General features: G+C 47.4%; 18 protein-coding genes. 9 read left to right on the top strand and 9 right to left on the bottom strand.

Going from position 1 to position 18,979, the window contains the following annotated elements; all coding sequences use genetic code 11:
* Positions 1-6: 6 nt before the first annotated feature.
* The 3 genes from M2137_RS00990 to M2137_RS00980 form a co-directional block, all read right to left on the bottom strand.
* Positions 7-1,404, bottom strand: a complete 1,398-nt coding sequence (locus M2137_RS00990) for an alanine/glycine:cation symporter family protein (protein ID WP_280764592.1) — start codon at positions 1,402-1,404, stop codon at positions 7-9.
* Between the two features lie 109 nt (positions 1,405-1,513).
* On the bottom strand, positions 1,514-3,205 hold the full coding sequence (locus M2137_RS00985; protein WP_280764591.1) for a hypothetical protein: 1,692 nt from the start codon (positions 3,203-3,205) through the stop codon (positions 1,514-1,516).
* A 164-nt stretch (positions 3,206-3,369) separates the two neighbouring features.
* Complete coding sequence (locus M2137_RS00980; RefSeq protein ID WP_280764590.1) at positions 3,370-5,610, bottom strand: T9SS type A sorting domain-containing protein; 2,241 nt, start codon at positions 5,608-5,610, stop codon at positions 3,370-3,372.
* 171 nt (positions 5,611-5,781) lie between these two features.
* Between M2137_RS00980 and M2137_RS00975 the strand changes: the two genes are divergently transcribed.
* The 3 genes from M2137_RS00975 to M2137_RS00965 all read left to right on the top strand — a co-directional run bounded on the left by M2137_RS00975 (position 5,782) and on the right by M2137_RS00965 (position 8,013).
* On the top strand, positions 5,782-6,945 hold the full coding sequence (locus tag M2137_RS00975; RefSeq protein ID WP_280764589.1) for a DUF4369 domain-containing protein: 1,164 nt from the start codon (positions 5,782-5,784) through the stop codon (positions 6,943-6,945).
* A 190-nt stretch (positions 6,946-7,135) separates the two neighbouring features.
* Positions 7,136-7,606 (top strand): transcription elongation factor GreA, encoded by a 471-nt coding sequence (gene greA / locus M2137_RS00970; protein ID WP_280764588.1) that lies wholly within the window; start codon positions 7,136-7,138, stop codon positions 7,604-7,606.
* Between the two features lie 11 nt (positions 7,607-7,617).
* Complete coding sequence (locus M2137_RS00965; protein WP_280764587.1) at positions 7,618-8,013, top strand: HIT family protein; 396 nt, start codon at positions 7,618-7,620, stop codon at positions 8,011-8,013.
* Between the two features lie 192 nt (positions 8,014-8,205).
* Here M2137_RS00965 and M2137_RS00960 read toward each other — a convergent pair whose 3' ends face one another.
* The gene (locus M2137_RS00960) at positions 8,206-9,366 is read right to left on the bottom strand and encodes a PspC domain-containing protein (RefSeq protein WP_280764586.1); all 1,161 of its coding nucleotides are present in this window, start codon (positions 9,364-9,366) and stop codon (positions 8,206-8,208) included.
* Between the two features lie 10 nt (positions 9,367-9,376).
* Positions 9,377-9,703, bottom strand: a complete 327-nt coding sequence (locus M2137_RS00955; protein WP_280764585.1) for a PadR family transcriptional regulator — start codon at positions 9,701-9,703, stop codon at positions 9,377-9,379.
* Between the two features lie 195 nt (positions 9,704-9,898).
* On the opposite strand from M2137_RS00955, the gene M2137_RS00950 reads away from it, so the two are divergent.
* The gene (locus M2137_RS00950) at positions 9,899-11,707 is read left to right on the top strand and encodes a long-chain fatty acid--CoA ligase (RefSeq protein WP_280764759.1); all 1,809 of its coding nucleotides are present in this window, start codon (positions 9,899-9,901) and stop codon (positions 11,705-11,707) included.
* A gap of 46 nt (positions 11,708-11,753) precedes the next feature.
* Here the strand turns inward: M2137_RS00950 and M2137_RS00945 are convergent, their stop codons facing one another.
* Together M2137_RS00945 and M2137_RS00940 are read right to left on the bottom strand one after the other, a co-directional pair.
* Positions 11,754-13,394 (bottom strand): fumarate hydratase, encoded by a 1,641-nt coding sequence (locus tag M2137_RS00945; RefSeq protein WP_280764584.1) that lies wholly within the window; start codon positions 13,392-13,394, stop codon positions 11,754-11,756.
* A gap of 174 nt (positions 13,395-13,568) precedes the next feature.
* Positions 13,569-13,994 carry an META domain-containing protein gene (locus M2137_RS00940; RefSeq protein WP_280764583.1) on the bottom strand — a complete coding sequence of 142 codons (426 nt, stop codon included), beginning with the start codon at positions 13,992-13,994 and terminating at the stop codon, positions 13,569-13,571.
* A gap of 149 nt (positions 13,995-14,143) precedes the next feature.
* Here M2137_RS00940 and M2137_RS00935 point away from each other — a divergent pair, with 149 nt between their 5' ends.
* The 5 genes from M2137_RS00935 to M2137_RS00915 are packed head-to-tail and all read left to right on the top strand — an operon-like array spanning position 14,144 to position 18,526.
* Positions 14,144-15,448, top strand: coding sequence for a peptidoglycan DD-metalloendopeptidase family protein (locus M2137_RS00935; RefSeq protein ID WP_280764582.1), 1,305 nt, complete (start codon positions 14,144-14,146; stop codon positions 15,446-15,448).
* Entirely contained in the window at positions 15,445-15,813 is a 369-nt protein-coding gene (locus tag M2137_RS00930; RefSeq protein ID WP_280764581.1) for a YccF domain-containing protein, read from the top strand. The genes M2137_RS00935 and M2137_RS00930 overlap by 4 nt, the downstream gene beginning before the upstream one ends.
* A gap of 41 nt (positions 15,814-15,854) precedes the next feature.
* The gene (locus M2137_RS00925; protein WP_280764580.1) at positions 15,855-16,745 is read left to right on the top strand and encodes a zinc ABC transporter substrate-binding protein; all 891 of its coding nucleotides are present in this window, start codon (positions 15,855-15,857) and stop codon (positions 16,743-16,745) included.
* Positions 16,738-17,511, top strand: coding sequence for an ABC transporter ATP-binding protein (locus M2137_RS00920; protein WP_280764579.1), 774 nt, complete (start codon positions 16,738-16,740; stop codon positions 17,509-17,511). The genes M2137_RS00925 and M2137_RS00920 overlap by 8 nt, the downstream gene beginning before the upstream one ends.
* Positions 17,512-17,515: 4 nt before the next feature.
* Positions 17,516-18,526, top strand: coding sequence for an NAD-dependent epimerase/dehydratase family protein (locus M2137_RS00915; protein ID WP_280764758.1), 1,011 nt, complete (start codon positions 17,516-17,518; stop codon positions 18,524-18,526).
* A 7-nt stretch (positions 18,527-18,533) separates the two neighbouring features.
* On the opposite strand, the gene M2137_RS00910 is transcribed toward M2137_RS00915, so the two are convergent.
* Together M2137_RS00910 and M2137_RS00905 are read right to left on the bottom strand one after the other, a co-directional pair.
* The gene (locus M2137_RS00910; protein ID WP_280764578.1) at positions 18,534-18,722 is read right to left on the bottom strand and encodes a hypothetical protein; all 189 of its coding nucleotides are present in this window, start codon (positions 18,720-18,722) and stop codon (positions 18,534-18,536) included.
* Positions 18,719-18,946: a hypothetical protein gene (locus tag M2137_RS00905; RefSeq protein WP_280764577.1), complete on the bottom strand. Its 228-nt coding sequence runs from the start codon at positions 18,944-18,946 to the stop codon at positions 18,719-18,721. Before M2137_RS00905 ends, M2137_RS00910 begins: the two co-directional genes overlap by 4 nt.
* Positions 18,947-18,979: the final 33 nt, after the last annotated feature.

The raw sequence follows: 18,979 nt of genomic DNA, 5'->3' as shown, positions 1-18,979 counted from the left end.
CTTCGGCTACCAGGCATCTAATTTATCTTTCAGATCGGGAAAGGATTCTTTTCGGAAGACAGGGTTTTTCACTCCCTTGCGTTTCTGCATCAGGTAGTCATCCAACAGGCGGAAGGCCTGCTTGCCCAACAGGAGAATAGCCACCAGGTTGCAGGCAGCCATCAGTGCCATCGTTACATCGGCCAGGCTCCATGCCAGCTCTAAGCTCGACAAGGCGCCAAAAAGCACCATCGCGCCCACCAAGATCCGGTAGATATACAAGACGGAACGCCGGGAGGTAAAAAAGCGGATGTTCGCCTCTCCATAATAATAGTTGCCGATAATACTGCTGAAGGCAAACAAAAGGATCGCCACGGCAACGAAAATGCTTCCGCTACTGCCTATTTCGCTGGTCAATGCTGTCTGTGTCAATTCGATGCCGTTGAGCGAACCATCCAGCGGAGCCTGACTAAAGAGGATGATGAACGCCGTACAGGTGCAGATCACTAAGGTATCGGTGAAAACACCCAAGGCCTGGATCAGCCCCTGCTTGACGGGATGGGAGACGTCGGCTGTGGCGGCGACATTGGGTGCCGACCCCATGCCTGCCTCGTTGCTGAAGAGTCCCCTTTTTATTCCTTGCATCAAGGCGGCGCCTATTCCGCCTCCGGCCAGCTGTTCCCAGCCAAAGGCGCTATCAATGATCAGCCTGATGACTGCGGGAAGTTCCGTGATATGCAAAAGAACAACACCCAAGGCAAGGATAATATAGCCTACTGCCATCACGGGCACCAAGATACTGCTCACCTTGGCAATCCGCTGGATGCCTCCAAAGATAATAAATAGCGTAGCTATTGTCAGTACAATCCCCATCGTTGTCGGATCTGCCCCAAAAGCATTCGCCCAGGCTGCACAGATCGTATTGCTTTGTACCGAATTGAAGGCAAAGCCAAAGGTGACACAGATCAATAGAGAAAAGAGGACGCCCATCCAATGTTTGCCCAATCCGTACCGCATATAATAGGCCGGACCACCGACAAAGGAGTCCTTGCCCCGTACCTTATAGAGTTGCGCCAGCGTCGATTCAATAAAGGCACTGGAAGCTCCAAACAGGGCGATCACCCACATCCAGAATACCGCCCCGGGGCCGCCCACGGCAATCGCCGTGGCCACTCCTGCCAGGTTACCGGTGCCGACACGGCTGGCCAGCGACACGGCGAAGGCTTGAAAAGAAGAGATATGCTTCTCGCCCTTTTTTTTGCTTCCCGAGTCGGCCAAGAGGCGTACCATCTCGCCCAGCATGCGAAACTGCACAAACCGTGTGCGTAGTGTAAACCAAAGCGCACAACCCAAAAGCAGCCCAATCAGGAGATAGGTCCAGAGAAAGTCGTTGATTCCGTTAATCCAGCTACCAAGATGTTCCATAAATAGTATTTTCGGTTTAAAGCCTTACAAAGATATTATCTTCCGGCAGATCACAAAAAAAGCCGCCCCGGAAAGGGACGGCTTTTCTATTTCGTTAGAATATATCCGCTTATTGGATCAGACCAGAGAAGGCTGAATCAGCAGCATATTTAGCAAATTCCAGGTCAAGAGCAGCTTCTTTCTTCAAAGAAGGATCTTTCGCGATAGCGGCTCTCAGGCTGCTAACCACACCTGCAGAGTTGTTTGTGCGTGAAGCAACCACTGCTTTCAGGTAGTCGGTAACGGCGTCCGGAGTAGCTACGGCGTTCAGCGTTTGCTGTGCTTTGCTATAATCTTTTACCATGATCTGTGCCAAGGCAGCATTGTTGCTCTTGATTGAACCGAAAGAGTTCACCGCTTTCGCATATTCGCCTTGTTCCAGGTAAAGAACACCTAAGGCTTCGCTCAGTTCAGCTACACCTGAAGCGCTACCCAGCAATTGTTGTGCTTTTGCTTTGTCGCCTTTTGTCAACGCGATCAAACCTAAGTTCATGTTTGCTTCCGGATTGCTCTTTACGGAGTTTGCTTTGTTGAACATCTGTTCTGCCTGAGCCAGGTCGCCAGCAGCGAAACGCATCATACCGATGTTGTTCCATGTGCGGTAGTCGTTTGCATACAGTTCGCTTGCTTTCTTATAGATTGCTTCTTTTTCAGCTGCGTTGTTGGTCAGCGTAGCTGCATAAAGAATTTCTTCTACAGTCAGTTCTCTTGGGTTGCTCTTCGCCAATGCGCTGATTTCGTCGTCTGATTTACCGATGATTTCGATATTAGCAGTCAAACGAGAACGACGCAGTTGCGGCAGGATTTCGTCTGCCAATACGCTGAATACAGAAGAGATATTCTTGATTTCCTGTTCGCGACGTTCTGCATCAGTGTACATAGAAAGAACACGCAATACCAGATCTTTGTCCTGAATGTTTGATTTAGAAACCAATTCCTGGAATCCGTCCCAGTCCTGAGCGGTGTAACGAGCGTCAACAGGCACGTCTACTTTTGCTCTCTTCAATTCCCTGTCTAAGTATCTTGATGTGTTAGCTTCACGTCTTTCTGCCAGGCCTGTGTTCAGTTTCACACCACCATCAGGAGATGCGTAAGCAGAAATTTCGATAGCTACATTCTGGTTAGGCGCTTCGTCGGCATTCTTTACTAAGTTTTTCCAGTCGGCAATGTCTTGTTTGTTCAATTCTTTTGAACGCAATTCAGCCTGTTGGATAAGGAACATGATGTTAGCATCGTGTGCTTCCTTGATGATACGCTGGAACTTGTCGGCACCAATCGCTGCAGAAGCCGTACCGGCATCCGCCAAAGCAGAAGTAGCCAACACGCCTTCACCGATCTTCACGTCCGGCAATTGGATTGTTTTGTTTTTGATTTTAGCGTCGAATGTCAGGTAAAGTTCAGATTTTTTCATCTCCGGTTTGTAAGCAAACTGGGTACGCATGGTTACGTTTCCACCAGCTTTTTGCGGAATCACCTGATTGTTGCCGCTTACTTTTTCTCCCTGATACGTGAAGGCGTCGCCCCATGCTTCGCCACCGGCATAACGTAATACCGGCGTAACGGTTACGGTTGCATTTTTGTTAAACCATTTAGCTGGGAAAGTGGCATTGATAGTTACCGGAACTTGTCCGCCAATAGCTTCCAGCGGTTGCGGTTCCGCTTTGATGTACTCACCGGCTAACGGTTTCAACTTGCCCGAGCAGGAAGAAAGAGTCAGAATGGCTGCCAATGTGAATAATGGCAATAAGATTTTTTTGTTCATAATTCGATGTAAGTTTAAATGTTACTTTATATTAAATATTTACATGCATAGTGTGTTTCTCATATCTGCGTTTAGCCCTTCATTGCACAATATCAGCAACATGCAAAACTAAACTTTTTTTTTGTTATGAATAGCAAATAAGGTATAAAATCTTTCTATTTTGATTAAAATAACACCTTCTTTACCGTCCAACTGTTATTGAATGTTATTTTCAGTAGATGAATGCCCGGAGAATAAGAATTTAAGGGGATGGATTCATGTTGATTGCGCAAAGAATAAGTCTGCAAAATACGTCCCTGTATGTCCATAATGCAGAGTTCCCCCTGGTTGATCCCGTCCGGCAAAAACAAATATAATTGGCGGCGGTCGGCACTCAATGAAACCAATACCTGATCATTGGGCTCGGTGGTCTGGTTGCCACTTCCTTCTCTCTTTTGAATCACCGGATCGACAAACAGGGAGGTGGCCATCGCTTTGTTCGGATGTGCCGTAGCTTCTATCCAGACGTTGTCATAGAAAAGCCAGGCCGTATTCTTGTGATTCTCCTTCGCCGGCAGATTATAGGCAGTGAAATAGACCTTTTCAGGAGCTGACTTAATGCAATAACCGATATAGAAGCGATCTGTCACCTTGATCGGTTCCGCGAACCGGACAAAGGTTTCCTGCGCCCGGTTCAGGTTTTTTTCTCTTTCGGTAAAGGCATCACTTGCTCTGTCCCAATCCTGATAGGTGGGCCGAAAAGTCTCCTTATGCAAAAGTTCCCCGGGTTTGTCCGTTCCGCCATACAGATGAATCTCCACTTCAAGCTCTTCATAACCAGCCCCTACGGAAGGCGTCAATAGATAAACACCATGCACGAAGGATGCCCCCGGATCATCGTAGGCTTCCACATAGACAGAGGCGTTATACGAGTTGTTGCCGAATAACGGTTCTTTTCCATTCGAATCGGGCGTTGTAGCCATTTCCAGCTCCTCCATAAACCCGCTATTTTTCACATTACTCAGGCGGATGCAAACCTCCGATTCGTTATATGGGTTCAATCCGTCCCATTTTGAGACTTCTTTCCCCGAGGGGTTAAGCCAATGTTTCAGTTGCAGAAAGGCCTCCTCATCTGACTCCCAGGATGTATGAAAGGCATAAAAATAATCGCTCTCAGGCTTTGCGCAAGTCGAACTTCCTCCCGTCAAGGCACCGATAATAGCCCCTTCACCATCGAATAACGGGGAGCCCGAAGAACCACCCGCCGTGCTTCCAACAGTCCATCTACTCACAAACCAATGGGCGTCGGGGACAAAGAAATTGCCTTCGTACGATCGCAGTGTTAGTTCGTCATCAAACCAGTTATATCTTTTCAACGAAGCCTGTGGATGGTGAATATTAAAGTAAGGCCCTTCCGGCTGTTCGGCTATATTCCACCCCGCGTAATAGGGCTGATAATAGGCCGGTGGGGTCTCTACTAATTGCAACAAAGCCATATCGGTATCCTCGTTCATCGCCACCAGTCGGGTGGAGGCCATCGACTGCTCCTCTGCCGCACGCACAATCGTTTGGCAAAGCGGACTATTGTAATTGAAAAAAGTAACGATTGTACCGGCCTGTACATGAAACGCCTCGGGATCCGTAATTTTAAAATTATTATTAATACAATGGGAGGCCGTCAACAGATAGGGTTTGCCATCATTTTCCGTGTTGTTTATCATCACCCCTGTGCAATAACGTTGTCCATCGATAATCAATAATACGACGCTTCGCCCCAGTTCGTCCGTCAAGACCGGATCATCGGGCAGGCAGGCCAAAGGCGGCATGCAGCTATTGTAGTTTAGGTCGGTCGTGGGTTCTTTGTCGCGCAACGAGCGATAGGCATGATTGACCTCCCCGACGCGTAGTATGCCGTTGAAGGGCGCATCGGCAGGCTCCTGGTATTCCACAATAATTTCGTCGCCATCGACCGGTGAAACCGGCAAAATACGCAGATCGGAATTGTTTTGATGCGTAAAAGCCCCCAGGATATGCGTCTGATTTTTGTTGTAAAGAAAAAGGCGGGCGCCCGGCGGTATCTCGAACTCGGAGAAAAGCAGATTGATGGAATAGGCTCCGGCAGAACGAATGCCCAAACGCCACACACGTGTTCCGTCGGCCAGCGTAAAAGAGCTCCCGGCATTATGCGGTGAGAAATCCGTCATGAATTTGTATGCAAACCGGAAATTTCTCTGCCCATTCTCCTCGTTGAGCGAATCGATGCGCAGTTCTTCCGCCACATCAAAAGCGGGCATCTCTTCAAACAAGAGAGGCGCCGCGCTCCGGGTAAAAGTAAGCGGCAATGGTTTACCCCCGTAACTGATCTGCCCTATTGCAACAAAGCGGAACAAAAACAACGCGCACAATAAATAGGTGATTCTTTTCATCTCTTTTTTGAAGTAAAAAACAAATGTAGAAAAAATACCGGTACATCGCACGATCTATCCGAAAAATGAAGGGGAGAAGGTGAGGGGATTCAAATTTCACAAACTTTGAAGATCGTTGTTCTGTATATAACTTAAATCATGTATATTTGCAACAAAAAATATAAAAAGAGCATGAAGAGAAGAGCTTTGCCACTGGTTTTGTTTTGCGGAATGTTTCTCGGGATACTGTTTACATCTTGTTCGGGGAATTCTGAATTTACAGTAACGGGAACTGTTTCCGGGGCGGATGGACAAACGATGTATCTGGAGAATGTGCGTGTAGCGTCTGTTGAGCTTCTCGATTCTGTCCGGCTAAAGACAAACGGGAAATTCAAGTTCAAAGAAGCACGTCCGGAGGCTCCGGACTTTTATCGGTTGAGGTTAAACGATAAGTTGATCAACTTTGCGATCGATTCAACGGAAACCGTTTCGTTTATTGCCGATGCAAGCACATTTGCTGTTTCCTATTCGGTGGAAGGCTCCGCCAACAGCCAGGCGATCAAAAGCATTACACTGGCTCAGCTGGATGCCAACCAGGCCTTGAACCGTTTGCGTAAAGAATATGAAAACAAACAGGTGGATGATGAAACCTATACGAAAAAAATGCAGGAAATAGGCAAAAACTACAAAGAGGTGGCTCGGGAGTATATTTATGCTGCTCCGATGTCGACCGCAGCTTATTTTGCTCTTTTCCAGCAGATCGACGGTATGCTCTTTTTCGATATATATGACCGGGACGATTCCAGAGCTTTTGCAGCGGTAGCGACCAGCTATGATCATTATTATCCGAAGACCGAGCGCTCGGTACACCTGCATAACCTGGCTTTGCAATCGTTGAAAGTGACAAGGGCGCAACGCGAGATCAACCTGGACGATGCGAACGTGCAGGTGGTCAGTTTTCTGGATATTGCTTTACCGGATGTAAACGGTAAGATTATCAGGCTTTCTGAAGTGTGTGACAAAAAAGTCACCCTGGTAAATTTCACCGCTTACCAGACCGAATGGTCTCCGGCGCTGAATATGGAGTTAGGCGAAATATATACCAAATACGAAGATAAAAACCTGTTGATCTACCAGGTGTCGCTGGATTCCGATAAGCATTTGTGGCAAAACGCGGCGATCAATCTGCCGTGGGTGTGTGTACACGACCCGCAATCGGTCTATTCGCAGATTGCTGCGCTCTATGCTGTGCGACAGTTGCCGGCGCTTTTCCTGATCGACCGGGAGGGTAACCTAAGCAAACGGGTGGAAGATATCACGCAGCTCGAAAGTGACGTGAAATCCCTGCTTAAATAAGAGCAGCGAGACGACCGGGAGAATATGTTATAAAGCACCTGTAAAGGTTTGCCCCGGTTAAAAAGAAATAGTACATTTGCATTAAATACATAGTGAGATACAAGGAGTTCCGGCTACAAAATGGCCGGGATTCTTTTTTTATTTGCGTATTCATAAACAATTATTTTAATCTATAAAAGGAGGAATTGATATGGCTGTTAGTTATATGACAGAGGATGGTTACAACAAATTGTTGGAAGAGATTAATTATCTCGAAGCTGTAAGGCGTCCGGAGATTTCGGCTCAGATTGCGGAAGCAAGAGACAAGGGAGATCTGTCTGAAAATGCAGAGTATGATGCGGCCAAGGAAGCACAAGGAATCATGGAAGCCAAGCTGGCTCAACTGAAAGGATTGCTTGCCAATGCGCGCCTGATCGACGAAACAAGGCTTCAAACTGAAGAGATACAAATATTGAATAAGGTGAAGATCAAGAACACCAAGAACAATATGGTGATGACCTATACCCTGGTGGCTGATTCCGAAGCCAACCTGAAGGAGGGAAAGATTGCCATCAGTACCCCTATTGCTCAGGGATTGCTGGGAAGAAAGGTTGGTGATACGGTTGATATCAAAGTACCATCGGGCATGATGAGTTTTGAAGTAATGGATATTTCTATCTGATCGATATTCCTATGGCAACTATATTCAGCCGGATCGTAGCGGGAGAGATACCCTGCCATAAGGTGGCGGAGAATGAAGAATTCTTCGCTTTTCTGGATATTAATCCATTGGCAGAAGGACATACCTTAGTTATCCCCAAGGCGGAGATCGATTATATTTTCGATATCGACGATGATCAGTTGGGATGCATGATGGTTTTTGCTAAACGGGTGGCTGCTGCTTTGCAGACGACAATTGTATGCAAGCGGATTGCCCTTTCCGTTATTGGCCTGGAAGTGCCGCATGCACATATTCATCTTGTACCGATTAATAAGGAGTCGGATGTCTATTTTGGAAGAGAAAAGCTGGCGGCAGACCATGAGAAAATGGCTGAATTGGCAGCTAAAATACAGGAAAACTACAAATAATTGGAAAAAGTGTTTACTGTAAAAAAAACAATCCGTATATTTGTAGACTATAAAAATTTATTTTATAAGATTCATTAGTGGTTTTTACTCATAAATTTGTTAACCTTAGAAGAAAGGCCCCTCTGAGACAGAGCGGCCTTCTTTTTTAAACACACAATACATAAACCATATATAAGTAATAAAAAAAGTCTGCTACCAGAAGCGTATATGTTGGGTCGGATAATACGAATTCCAATGCCAACCTTGATTATTAATAATTGGCCAGCCAAAATTGATCCCCATGACAATGGTGGTTGCCGTGGAAATAAACCAAAGAATTAATAAGATCCATTTGGTTGCCGTAGACATCGGCTTCCATTTGAATATCTTTGCACAGAGCAGATGAGCCAGAGCAAAGAGCGGAATACCTATGGCCAGAATCATGGCAATCGTTGCAATGATTAATGTTACTTCCGGATAAGCACTGACAGAGCTCCAGTCGGCAAAGGGGAAGAGACTGTAGAGTAAGCCTAATCCTCCACCCAATAAACCGACACCTCCGCCCAATAGGCCAATGCCTCCGCCAATCAATCCGATAACGATGGCAAACAATACAATGACCAGGATAATCAACATAAAGGCTACAGGCGGGATCAGGGCGATCGCGATGATAATACCAAGCAATTTGATCAGGAAACCGGCGACGATAACAAATGCGTCAGCAATTTTCTGCAAGGCCGTACGGGGTTTGCCCGATTGGATATAGTCGTTCACATTATTGGAGACATTTTCAAATCCGTCGGTAACGGTTTTCCCGATGTTCTCCAGTGTAACGCTTTCTCCGCGCATCTGCAGCTTCTCCGTAGCCGTACGGGCTACCGGGATAACCAGCCACATGATAAGATAAACGGGAATGGTTACATAATAGAAAAACATCAATAAAAGCAAGGCAATACGCACGGCCGTCGGATCCCATCCGAGGTAGGCCGAGAGACCACCGGCTACCCCGCCGATGATGCGGTCGTCCGGGTTGCGGAAAAGACGTTTCTTGGCTGCCACCTGAGGCGCTGCCTTGGCTTTGAACTCCTCTTTCCGCTCTTCGGTATAGTCGTCGCCGAAAATCTCTTCCGGCTTACCCATCCGCTTAATCACATCTTCCACATGCTCCAGGGTGATCACTTCGTAGCCCAGGCGTATCCGGTCGTTGAGAAGCTCGGAAATGCGTTGTTCGAAATCGTTCATAATTTCGTCTGCGCCCTCTTCCTTCTGGAAATGTATCCGCAAGTTTGACAGGTATTTTTCTAATAGCTGGTAAGCATCCTCATCAATATGGAATACGGTTCCACCTAAATTAACTGTAAGTGTCTTCTTCATTTTCGTTCTTTTAATTGTTTCTGATGTGGTTAATTGTACTATTTAACTCCTGCCAGGCATTTTCCAATTCACCGAGAAAGGCCTCGCCTTGCTCCGTCAGTTGATAATATTTCCGGGGAGGACCCTGATTGGATTCGACCCATTGGTATCCTAACAAACCGCTATTCTTCAATCGGGTTAAGAGAGGGTATAGGGTACCTTCGACAACGATCAGTTTCGCCTCTTGCAGTTTCTGAATAATATCCGACGTATACGCCGGCTCTTTCTTCAGCAGAAGAAGGATACAATACTCGAGTATCCCTTTTCTCATCTGTGATTTCACGTTTTCTGCGTTCATTTTTTCTCCTTTTATAGTGCAAATATATGCAAAGACAAGGTACATTGCAATACAAGCTACTATTATTTAACTATTATTAACCGAAAAGCAGAGCGAAACTGCACAAAAAACGAGATAATGTGTAAAAAACAAGATGAAAAAGAAGGTGTAAACAAAGAATACCCTACCTTTGCAAGTACACAAAAACAGATGTATATGGTTTATTATCATTATGCCGAACTCATTCATCGCCAGGCAGAAAAGTATGGTCATAAGACAGCTTTGAAATACCGCGACGATGCGACCGGGAAGTGGCTTAAAGTATCTTGGCAGGAGTTTTCAGACAAGATCATGCAAGCGGCGAAAGCAATGGCCGCCTTTGGAATAGAAGAACAACACACGTTAGGGATCTATTCCCAGAATATGCCCCAGTATCTTTATGCTGACTTTGCGGCATACGCCAACCGGGCTGTTTCGGTTCCGATGTATGCAACGAGTTCGCCTGCGCAGATAGACTATATCATCCGGGATGCTTCCGTTCATACGTTGTTTGTTGGCGAACAGTTGCAATATAATAACGCCTACATTGTTCAGAAAGAATCGGATGTATTGAAACGTATCATCGTATTTGATCCGAATGTAAAACTGAATCCGGAGGATAAAACGTCCATTTATTTTGATGACTTTATCAAACTGGGCGACAACGCTTTGGCTGAATCAACCGTAAAGGTACGCATACAAGAGGCTTCAACCGAGGACCTGGCTACGATCATTTATACGTCCGGAACTACCGGAGAGTCGAAAGGGGTGATGCTTCATCATTACAATTTCCTGGAAGCGATGCGTATTCATGATATCCGCTTGCCGATTGTTTCCGATAAAGAGACCTCCATGTGTTTCCTCCCGCTGACACATATATTCGAGAAAGCCTGGACCTATCTCTGCCTGCATAAAGGGGTAACCGTAGCGATCAATCGTGATCCCAAGATGATTCAACAGACATTGGTAGAGATCCAACCTTCCATGATGTGCAATGTGCCACGTTTCTGGGAGAAGGTTTACATCGGTGTGCATGAGAAAATCGACGGCTTCCCCAGCCTTTTGCGCCGGATGGCGATGGACGCGGTGAAGACAGGACATTCCTACAACCTGGAGTATAGGAATGTTGGCAAGAAACCTCCCTTCGGATTGTCTTGTAAGTTTAAGTTCTACGACCGGACTATTTTCCGGGTGTTGAAGCGCGTATTAGGCGTGGTCAACGGACGTTTGTTCCCCACCGCCGGTGCGCCCCTTTCCGATACGATCAATGTGTTCCTACAATCCGTGAATATACCTATTGTCTACGGATACGGATTAAGCGAAACTACTGCAACCGTTTCCTTCTGCCCGATGCAGGGCTTTGTGATCGGTTCCATTGGAGAGGTCATGCCGGATGTGGAGGTCAAGATCGATCCGACCAACGATGAGATATTGGTACGAGGCAGAACCATTACCAGCGGTTACTACAAGAAACCCGAGGAAAACAAAAAATCCTTCACGGAAGATGGCTACCTGCGCACTGGTGATGCCGGTCGTTTGGAGGGAAAAGTATTGTTCTTCAAAGAGAGAATAAAAGACCTCTATAAAACATCCAACGGAAAATACATTGCTCCGCAAGCCATCGAAAATGCGGTAAGTGCCGATAAATTCATCGCACAAGTAGCTGTTATTGGCGATCAACGCAAATTTGTCGGTGCCCTTATCGTGCCCGATTTTGATAACCTGGAAGCCTATGCGAAGCAGAAAGGCATTGCTTATTCCACAAAAGAGGAGTTGATAAAGGATCCGCAGATCTTACGTCTCTATGGATCCCGCCTGGAAGAGCATCAAAAAGATATGGCCTCCTATGAGAAGATCAAGCGGTTTATCTTGCTCTCGGAACCATTCACCTCAGCTGGTCGCGAGTTGACAGATACGCTGAAGCTACGCCGTCCGGTGATCCTTGAGAAATATGCCGACCGGATTGAAGAGATGTATGCCGAATAAAAGTAGTCCTCAGCCGCTTTGCGACTGAGGACCACCTCAAAAAAAATTATTTACTCATCGGACAACGAGGTTTCAATTGCTTGAAGAAATCATTTCCTTTGTTGTCGACCAGGATAAATGCCGGGAAATTTTCTACTTCGATCTTCCAGATGGCTTCCATGCCCAATTCGGGGTATTCCAGACATTCCACCTTTTTGATACTGTCTTGTGCCAGGATAGCGGCCGGGCCTCCGACACTTCCCAGGTAGAATCCGCCGTGTTTATGGCAGGCATCGGTCACCTGCTGGCTGCGGTTTCCTTTGGCAATCATAATCATGCTGCCGCCGTTTGCCTGGAACAGATCCACGTACGAGTCCATACGTCCCGCCGTTGTCGGACCAAACGAGCCGGAAGGCATGCCTTTCGGTGTCTTCGCCGGGCCGGCGTAATAGATCGGATGGTCTTTGATGTATTGTGGCAAACCTTCTCCACGGTCTAAGCGTTCTTTCAGTTTAGCATGCGCTATGTCGCGTCCAACGATAATGGTTCCGCTCAACGATAGGCGGGTAGATACCGGATATTTATCCAGTTCTTTCAGGATATCCGCCATCGGCTGGTTGAGGTCGATCTTCACGACATGGCCTTCGCCTGCTTTGCGGTATTCTTCCGGAATCAGGCGGCCGGGATTGGTTTCCAGCTTCTCAATCCAGATTCCTTCTTTGTTGATCTTCGCTTTGATGTTGCGGTCGGCCGAGCAGGAAACACCCATACCCACCGGGCAGGAAGCGCCATGGCGTGGCAAACGGATAATGCGGATATCGTGTGCAAAATATTTACCGCCAAACTGAGCGCCCAGACCCATGCACTGTGCCTCTTCCAATACCTTCTTTTCCAGCTCGATATCGCGGAAAGCCTGGCCTCCTTCGTTGCCTTTGGTCGGAAGGCTGTCGTAGTAATGTGCAGAGGCCAGCTTCACCGTTTTCAGGTTGGTTTCGGCCGATGTGCCACCGATCACAAACGCGATATGATACGGAGGGCAGGCTGCCGTCCCCAGTGTCTTCATCTTTTCCACTAAGAAAGGAACCAAGGTATCGGGATTCAACAGCGCTTTTGTTTCCTGGAACAGATAGGTCTTGTTGGCCGATCCACCCCCTTTGGCTACGCAAAGGAATTTATATTCCATCCCCTCTGTGGCATACATATCGATCTGTGCCGGCAGGTTGGTTCCGGTATTCTTTTCGTCGTACATATTTAAAGGCACATTCTGGGAATAGCGCAGGTTGTCTTCGGTATAGGTTTCATATACCCCTTTCGACATCGCTTCGGCGTCGTTATAGCCGGTCCATACCTGTTGTCCTTTCTTGGCTACGATAATAGCCGTTCCCGTGTCCTGGCAGAAAGGAAGCTGCCCTTTGGCCGATACTTCCGCGTTCTGAAGGAAGGTAAGCGCCACAAACTTATCGTTATCGCTTGCCTCGGGATCAGACAGGATGTTAGCCACCTGTTGCTGGTGATCCGGGCGGAGATAAAACGCCACATCATGGAAGCAGGCCTTCGTCAGTTTTGTCAGCCCTTCTGCTTCTACTTTCAACATTTCTTTTCCTTCAAACTCACTTACCGAAACATGTTCATCTGTCAACAGATAGTACTCGGTCGTGTCTTTCCCCATAGGGAACGGTTCCTGATACTTAAAAGGAGGTGTTGCCATATCACTTAACTATTAGTTTTTTAATTGATTTTTCAATAGCTGCAAAAGTACGCAATTATTCACACAATAGCTAACTACGATAGGGGGGATTTCCGCTGAGAATAAAACGAAAAGGTCTTAAGGATTGAGTTCCTTAAGACCTTTTTCTATTTGAACTATTCTATAATAATCTACTTATGGCTTCTGAATCACCATAACTACTTTGCCGTCTTTGTCTACAAGGTCATATTTCGTTTTGTCCTTATTGGCTTTCACGCCGGCCAGTTTGTCTAACGTACGCATGATCAGTTGCTCGGTTTGCATATCCGGACAAGCCATCATGGTTGAAATAGGCATTTTCACCGTAAAGGCAGAATGGTTCTTGGCATCCATTGTGATCGCCGAGTTGAAGGTGTTACAACCAGCATTCCCGTGAATACGTCCGTCTGCCATTTTAAACTCTATGAAGGGTTGCTTTTCCGCTTTCGCTTCCTGTCCATCCACTTCAATAATATTCCACTTCCCTTCCAGCTTCTTGGCGTCTACTTTCACTTCAGAACAGGAAGACATCACGCCTAATGTAAAGGCGATGCTCAACATAAAAAACATTACTTTTTTCATTTTTCTATACTCTTTCAAAATTAATCAGTTTACTGTAAGACGCATTTCGAGCTTGATTTGTTTAGAACTAAGGGTTGTTTTAGCGAATATTAACAGATCTATTCCCCCTTGCCTACTATCTTTGTACTTTTGCGCAGAAAATAAAATAGATGAATCGTACATACATTCTTGGGATAGTTCTACTACTGGTGTTCTCCTTTTCCTGTAAAAAATCTGTTCAGCAAGAGGTCTTGCCGGACGAAGAAGCAGTCGATACCCTCTCGCATATCTACCAATATGGTATTTGCATTGATTCCTTAGATACGGAAGAGGAATTGATACGTCCGGGCGATAACCTGGCGGCCATATTCAAGCGGTTGGGATTTAGTCCAAACGAATCCGACCGGATATGCCGCGCCTGCGCGGAGGTACTCGATCCGACCAAATTGCGGGCGGGTATGCATTACACGGTTTTCAAGACGCAGGATACGCTTCAGGCGGTGAGCCATATTGCTTTCGCCAAATCCCTGATCAACTATGCCATTATCGATTTCACGGGCGATAGCCTCTGTGCCTATACCTTCGATAAACCGATTACGTTGCAAAGGAAATATGTAGAGGGGACGATCACCTCTTCCCTGTGGAATGTGATCAGCGACAAAGGGGTCAGCCCCCTGTTGGCGCTCGATCTCTCCGATGTGTATGCCTGGCAGATCGACTTCTTCGGTGTGAAAGAGGGCGACTCTTTCCAGGTGATCTATCAGGAGGCGTTTATCGACGATACGACTTCGCTCAATATTGCATCGATCGAAGGGGCTATCTTCACGCATCAGGGGAAAGAGTTTGTCGCTATTCCGTTTGTGCAAGATAGCCTTTCGGAGTTCTTCGACGTCGAAGGGAACAGCCTGCGCAAGGCATTCCTGAAAGCACCGCTTCAATACTCGCGCATCTCTTCGCGCTTTTCCAATGCCCGTTTCCACCCGGTACTGAAAAAATACCGGGCACATCATGGGGTGGACTATGCGGCACCGGCTGGAACGGAGGTCAAAAGCATCGGCGACGGAACGGTAGTGACCAAAGCCTTCCAGGCAGGTGGCGGTGGCAATTATGTGAAGATCAAACACAATGCGGTCTACACAACCACCTATATGCACCTGCGCGGTTTTGCCAAAGGATTGGCGGTCGGCAAGCGGGTGAAGCAAGGCGAGGTGATCGGTTATGTCGGTTCCACCGGCCTTTCTACCGGGCCACACCTCGATTTCCGGGTACATAAAAACGGACAGCCCATCAATCCGGAGACCATGGAGTCGCCTCCTTCTTATCCGGTGAGACCGGAACTGATGGATAGCTTTCAGGTGGTAAAAGCACAGCTTCTGGCAGAAATAGATAGCTTTCGTGTCACACAATCCAACACTATCCCGTCTTCTTCTATAGGAGAAGAAAACGAAAACCACCTAAACAACGAAGCAATATGAAAACAGTAGGGAACCTGCTTTGGCTTTTATGCGGCGGCATCATCACAGCGATCGAATATATTATTTCCAGCTTCTTGATGATGGTCACGATTATCGGCATTCCGTTCGGACTGCAAACCATCAAGATGGCGCGTGTAGCCTTGTGGCCTTTCGGTTGCAAGGTCACCGATTCGGGTAATAATGGCGGCTGCCTCAACCTGTTGATGAATGTGATCTGGATCTTTCTGGGAGGGATCTGGATCTGTCTGACCCATCTGTTGTTCGGTATTTTGCTTTGTATTACGATTATCGGTATTCCTTTTGGCCGGCAACACTTCAAATTGGCAGCATTGGCGCTGGCGCCTTTTGGGAAGAGCATCAGCTGATATCCGGCGAATTTTATGTAAATTTGCACAAAACTGAATGTATGAAACCGATACACTTCCTTCTTTGTGTGTTAATGCTTGTTGGCTGCAAGCAAAAGCCTGTTACTCAGGAAGAACAAATCATATCCGTCTCTATCGAACCGCAGCGCTATTTCGCAGAGAAAATAGCGGGCGATCGGTTTGTGATCCATACCGTAGTGCCGACAGGACAAAGCCCGGAGACCTACGATCCTACCGCCCAGCAGATGGTGCGCATCGGGGAAAGCCTCGCCTACTTCCAGATTGGCCCGATTGGGTTTGAACAGGCCTGGATCGACCGCATCAAACAAAACAATCCACAAGTCACTTTTTTCGATCTTTCCCAGGGAATGGGTTTCCTGGAAGGGGAGGAACACGGACATGATCACGCCTCAGAGGAGGGGGGACATGAAGATGCCCATCACCATCATGGGGCGACAGATCCACATATCTGGAGCAGCATGGAGGGTGCCCGGCTTATCGCCCGCAATATGTTGGAGGCGTTTGTCGCATTAGATGCGGAAAACAGCGAATATTATCAAACAAATTACAACAACCTGATGGCGGAAATAGACGTTACTGAAACGACCATTGCCGGAATAGTAAAGCCACTGTTGAGCCGTACGTTTATTATCTATCATCCGGCATTGAGCTATTTTGCGGAAGAATTCCACCTGAAACAGCTCTGTATCGAGATGGATGGTAAAGAGCCTTCGCCTGTCCAGTTGAAAGAGCTGGTGGATACGGCGGTCAATCATAATGTGCAGGTGGTATTCATTCAGGAAGAGTTTGATCAGAAAAACGCGGAGCTTATTGCCCGAGAGACCCGTTGCCGCCTGGTGCGCATCAACCCGTTGGCTTACGACTGGAGTAAAGAAATGATTCATATTGCTGAAGCCCTTGCCCATGAATAAACTGATTGAACTGCGGCATATCACCGCCGGATACGGAGAGAAGGTCGTGCTCCGCGATGTCTCCCTCGATGTGTGGGAGAATGATTTCCTGGGTATCATAGGTCCTAATGGTGGCGGCAAGACCACGCTGTTGAAAGTGATTCTCGGCCTACTCACCCCTACGGCGGGCGAGAAGAGGTTCTTCGATCGAGAAAAGGAGACAGCCTCGCTTAAAATCGGGTATCTCCCTCAGATAAACAAGATCGATAAAAAGTTTCCCATCTCTGTATGGGAGGTTATCTCCTCCGGCCTGTCGTCGGAAAAACCGTTGTTTCGCCGCTTTTCACAAACGCAGGAAAAGAGGATCCAAGAGGTAATCAAGCAAATGGGTCTGGAAGAATTGGAAACACGCCCGATAGGCGAACTCTCCGGCGGACAGTTGCAGCGTGTACTGCTCGGACGCGCCATGGTCTCCCGCCCGCAACTGCTTATCCTCGACGAACCCAATTCCTATGTCGACAAACGCTTTGAGTCACGTTTCTACGAACTATTGCAGGAGATCAACCGGGAGAGTGCCATTATTTTGGTCTCCCACGATATGGGAACCATCCTGCCGATGGTGAAAAACATCGCCTGTGTCAACGAGAGCCTGCACTATCATCCCGGTTCCGACCTGAGTGAAGAGTGGCTGGGCGATGTGTATGCCTGCCCGATCGAGTTGATTGGTCATGGGCATCTGCCTCATCGCGTCTTAAAGAATCATGATGAACATACGCATGAAAAGTGAAACGATGAAGAAAATATTGATTACCGGCGCCAGTGGTTTTATCGGCAGTTTCTTAGTCGAGGAGGCGTTGGCGCGCGGATACGAAGTATGGGCAGGCGTGCGTGCGTCGAGCAGTCGGGAGCGGTTGCAGGATAAGCGCATCCGGTTTATCGACCTGAACTATAAGAATGAAGAGACATTGATCGCGCAATTGCAGAAATTTGCCGATACACATGGCGCATGGGACTATGTTGTACACAACGCGGGACTGACCAAAACACTGAAAAAGCCCGATTTCTTTCGGGTAAATGCCGAAAACACCCGCGCCCTGATCGATGCCTTAGCCCAAGCAGGTTGTCAGCCCCGTAAATTCCTTCTGATGAGTAGCCTGAGCGCTTATGGCATGGGTGATGAAAAGGAGTTTGCGCCTATTCGCCTGGAGGATCCGCAACGCCCTAACACCGTCTATGGCGAAAGCAAACGCATGGCGGAGGAGTATGTGCGTCGGCAAAGCCACTTCCCTTACGTTATCATGCGGCCGACAGGGGTTTACGGCCCGGGCGACAAAGACTATTTCATGGAGATCAAGAGCATACAGTCGGGGTTCGACTTTGCGGTGGGCTTTACGCCGCAGCGTATCACGTTTATCTATGTGAAAGACCTGGCGCGTGCCGTCTTTCTGGCATTGGAAAACCCGGCCATCGTGAACCGCCATTACTTTGTGGCCGACGGTGATGTCTATACCGATACGGAGTTTGCGGAGATGATCCGGGAGCTGCTCCCGAAGAAACACCTGGTGCGGATGCGTATCCCGGGTGGATTGGTCTATGTGGCCTGTCTCTTCTCCGAGTTGATTGGCAAGATCATGGGGAAAAGTATGACGCTCAACAGCGATAAATATAAAATCCTGAAGCAGCGCAACTGGATTTGTGAAGTTGAACCGCTTCAGGATGAACTGCCTTTCAAACCAAACTACCGCCTGCGCGACGGCCTGACCGAAGCCATTGCCTGGTATCGTCAAGAAGGGTGGCTTTAAAAGCTTTTTATAGATGTTGCGAAACGATATGGTTGTTGCTAATGTAACGTACCAGATAAATTGTTTCGCCATTCTGTGCGGACTCCCTTACATAGAGAACGGCCGACTCTTCAAAGCCAAAATACTCCTTTTCAAAGAGGGTTTCAATTAATTCCCGGAAATACGAACGAACCTGAGGAGCGAATAAGACTTTCATCCTTTATGGTTCTTTCGGAACAGCTCTCTGACATCTTCTTCAATTCCGACTAACATCTCTTCAGCGGTCATAGCTTCTTTCAGTACCAGATCCGGTTCAACCACGCCACCACTCAAAACAAAGGTCTCTGTCTTTCCACGCTGGATAATCACTTTTTGTGTTTTAGCCATATCCAGGTATTTTTCCATATTATTGCGCAATTCTGCGGAGGTGATGACTATCATACTGGTTAAGTTTGGCATAGTTATCTGTCTCTA

The sequence above is a fragment of the Parabacteroides sp. PFB2-10 genome (assembly GCF_029893085.1).
Lineage (GTDB): Bacteria > Bacteroidota > Bacteroidia > Bacteroidales > Tannerellaceae > QVMG01.
The sequence above is the reverse complement of the archived record's forward strand: the minus strand, read 5'-3'. Positions and strand labels throughout refer to the sequence as shown.

Coding starts and splice junctions, on each gene's coding strand:
- M2137_RS00990 (WP_280764592.1), bottom strand. CDS start 1,404: ATGGAACATCTTGGTAGCTGGATTAACGGAATCAACGACTTTCTCTGG.
- M2137_RS00985 (WP_280764591.1), bottom strand. CDS start 3,205: ATGAACAAAAAAATCTTATTGCCATTATTCACATTGGCAGCCATTCTG.
- M2137_RS00980 (WP_280764590.1), bottom strand. CDS start 5,610: ATGAAAAGAATCACCTATTTATTGTGCGCGTTGTTTTTGTTCCGCTTT.
- M2137_RS00975 (WP_280764589.1), top strand. CDS start 5,782: ATGAAGAGAAGAGCTTTGCCACTGGTTTTGTTTTGCGGAATGTTTCTC.
- greA (WP_280764588.1), top strand. CDS start 7,136: ATGGCTGTTAGTTATATGACAGAGGATGGTTACAACAAATTGTTGGAA.
- M2137_RS00965 (WP_280764587.1), top strand. CDS start 7,618: ATGGCAACTATATTCAGCCGGATCGTAGCGGGAGAGATACCCTGCCAT.
- M2137_RS00960 (WP_280764586.1), bottom strand. CDS start 9,366: ATGAAGAAGACACTTACAGTTAATTTAGGTGGAACCGTATTCCATATT.
- M2137_RS00955 (WP_280764585.1), bottom strand. CDS start 9,703: ATGAACGCAGAAAACGTGAAATCACAGATGAGAAAAGGGATACTCGAG.
- M2137_RS00950 (WP_280764759.1), top strand. CDS start 9,899: ATGGTTTATTATCATTATGCCGAACTCATTCATCGCCAGGCAGAAAAG.
- M2137_RS00945 (WP_280764584.1), bottom strand. CDS start 13,394: ATGGCAACACCTCCTTTTAAGTATCAGGAACCGTTCCCTATGGGGAAA.
- M2137_RS00940 (WP_280764583.1), bottom strand. CDS start 13,994: ATGAAAAAAGTAATGTTTTTTATGTTGAGCATCGCCTTTACATTAGGC.
- M2137_RS00935 (WP_280764582.1), top strand. CDS start 14,144: ATGAATCGTACATACATTCTTGGGATAGTTCTACTACTGGTGTTCTCC.
- M2137_RS00930 (WP_280764581.1), top strand. CDS start 15,445: ATGAAAACAGTAGGGAACCTGCTTTGGCTTTTATGCGGCGGCATCATC.
- M2137_RS00925 (WP_280764580.1), top strand. CDS start 15,855: ATGAAACCGATACACTTCCTTCTTTGTGTGTTAATGCTTGTTGGCTGC.
- M2137_RS00920 (WP_280764579.1), top strand. CDS start 16,738: ATGAATAAACTGATTGAACTGCGGCATATCACCGCCGGATACGGAGAG.
- M2137_RS00915 (WP_280764758.1), top strand. CDS start 17,516: ATGAAGAAAATATTGATTACCGGCGCCAGTGGTTTTATCGGCAGTTTC.
- M2137_RS00910 (WP_280764578.1), bottom strand. CDS start 18,722: ATGAAAGTCTTATTCGCTCCTCAGGTTCGTTCGTATTTCCGGGAATTA.
- M2137_RS00905 (WP_280764577.1), bottom strand. CDS start 18,946: ATGATAGTCATCACCTCCGCAGAATTGCGCAATAATATGGAAAAATAC.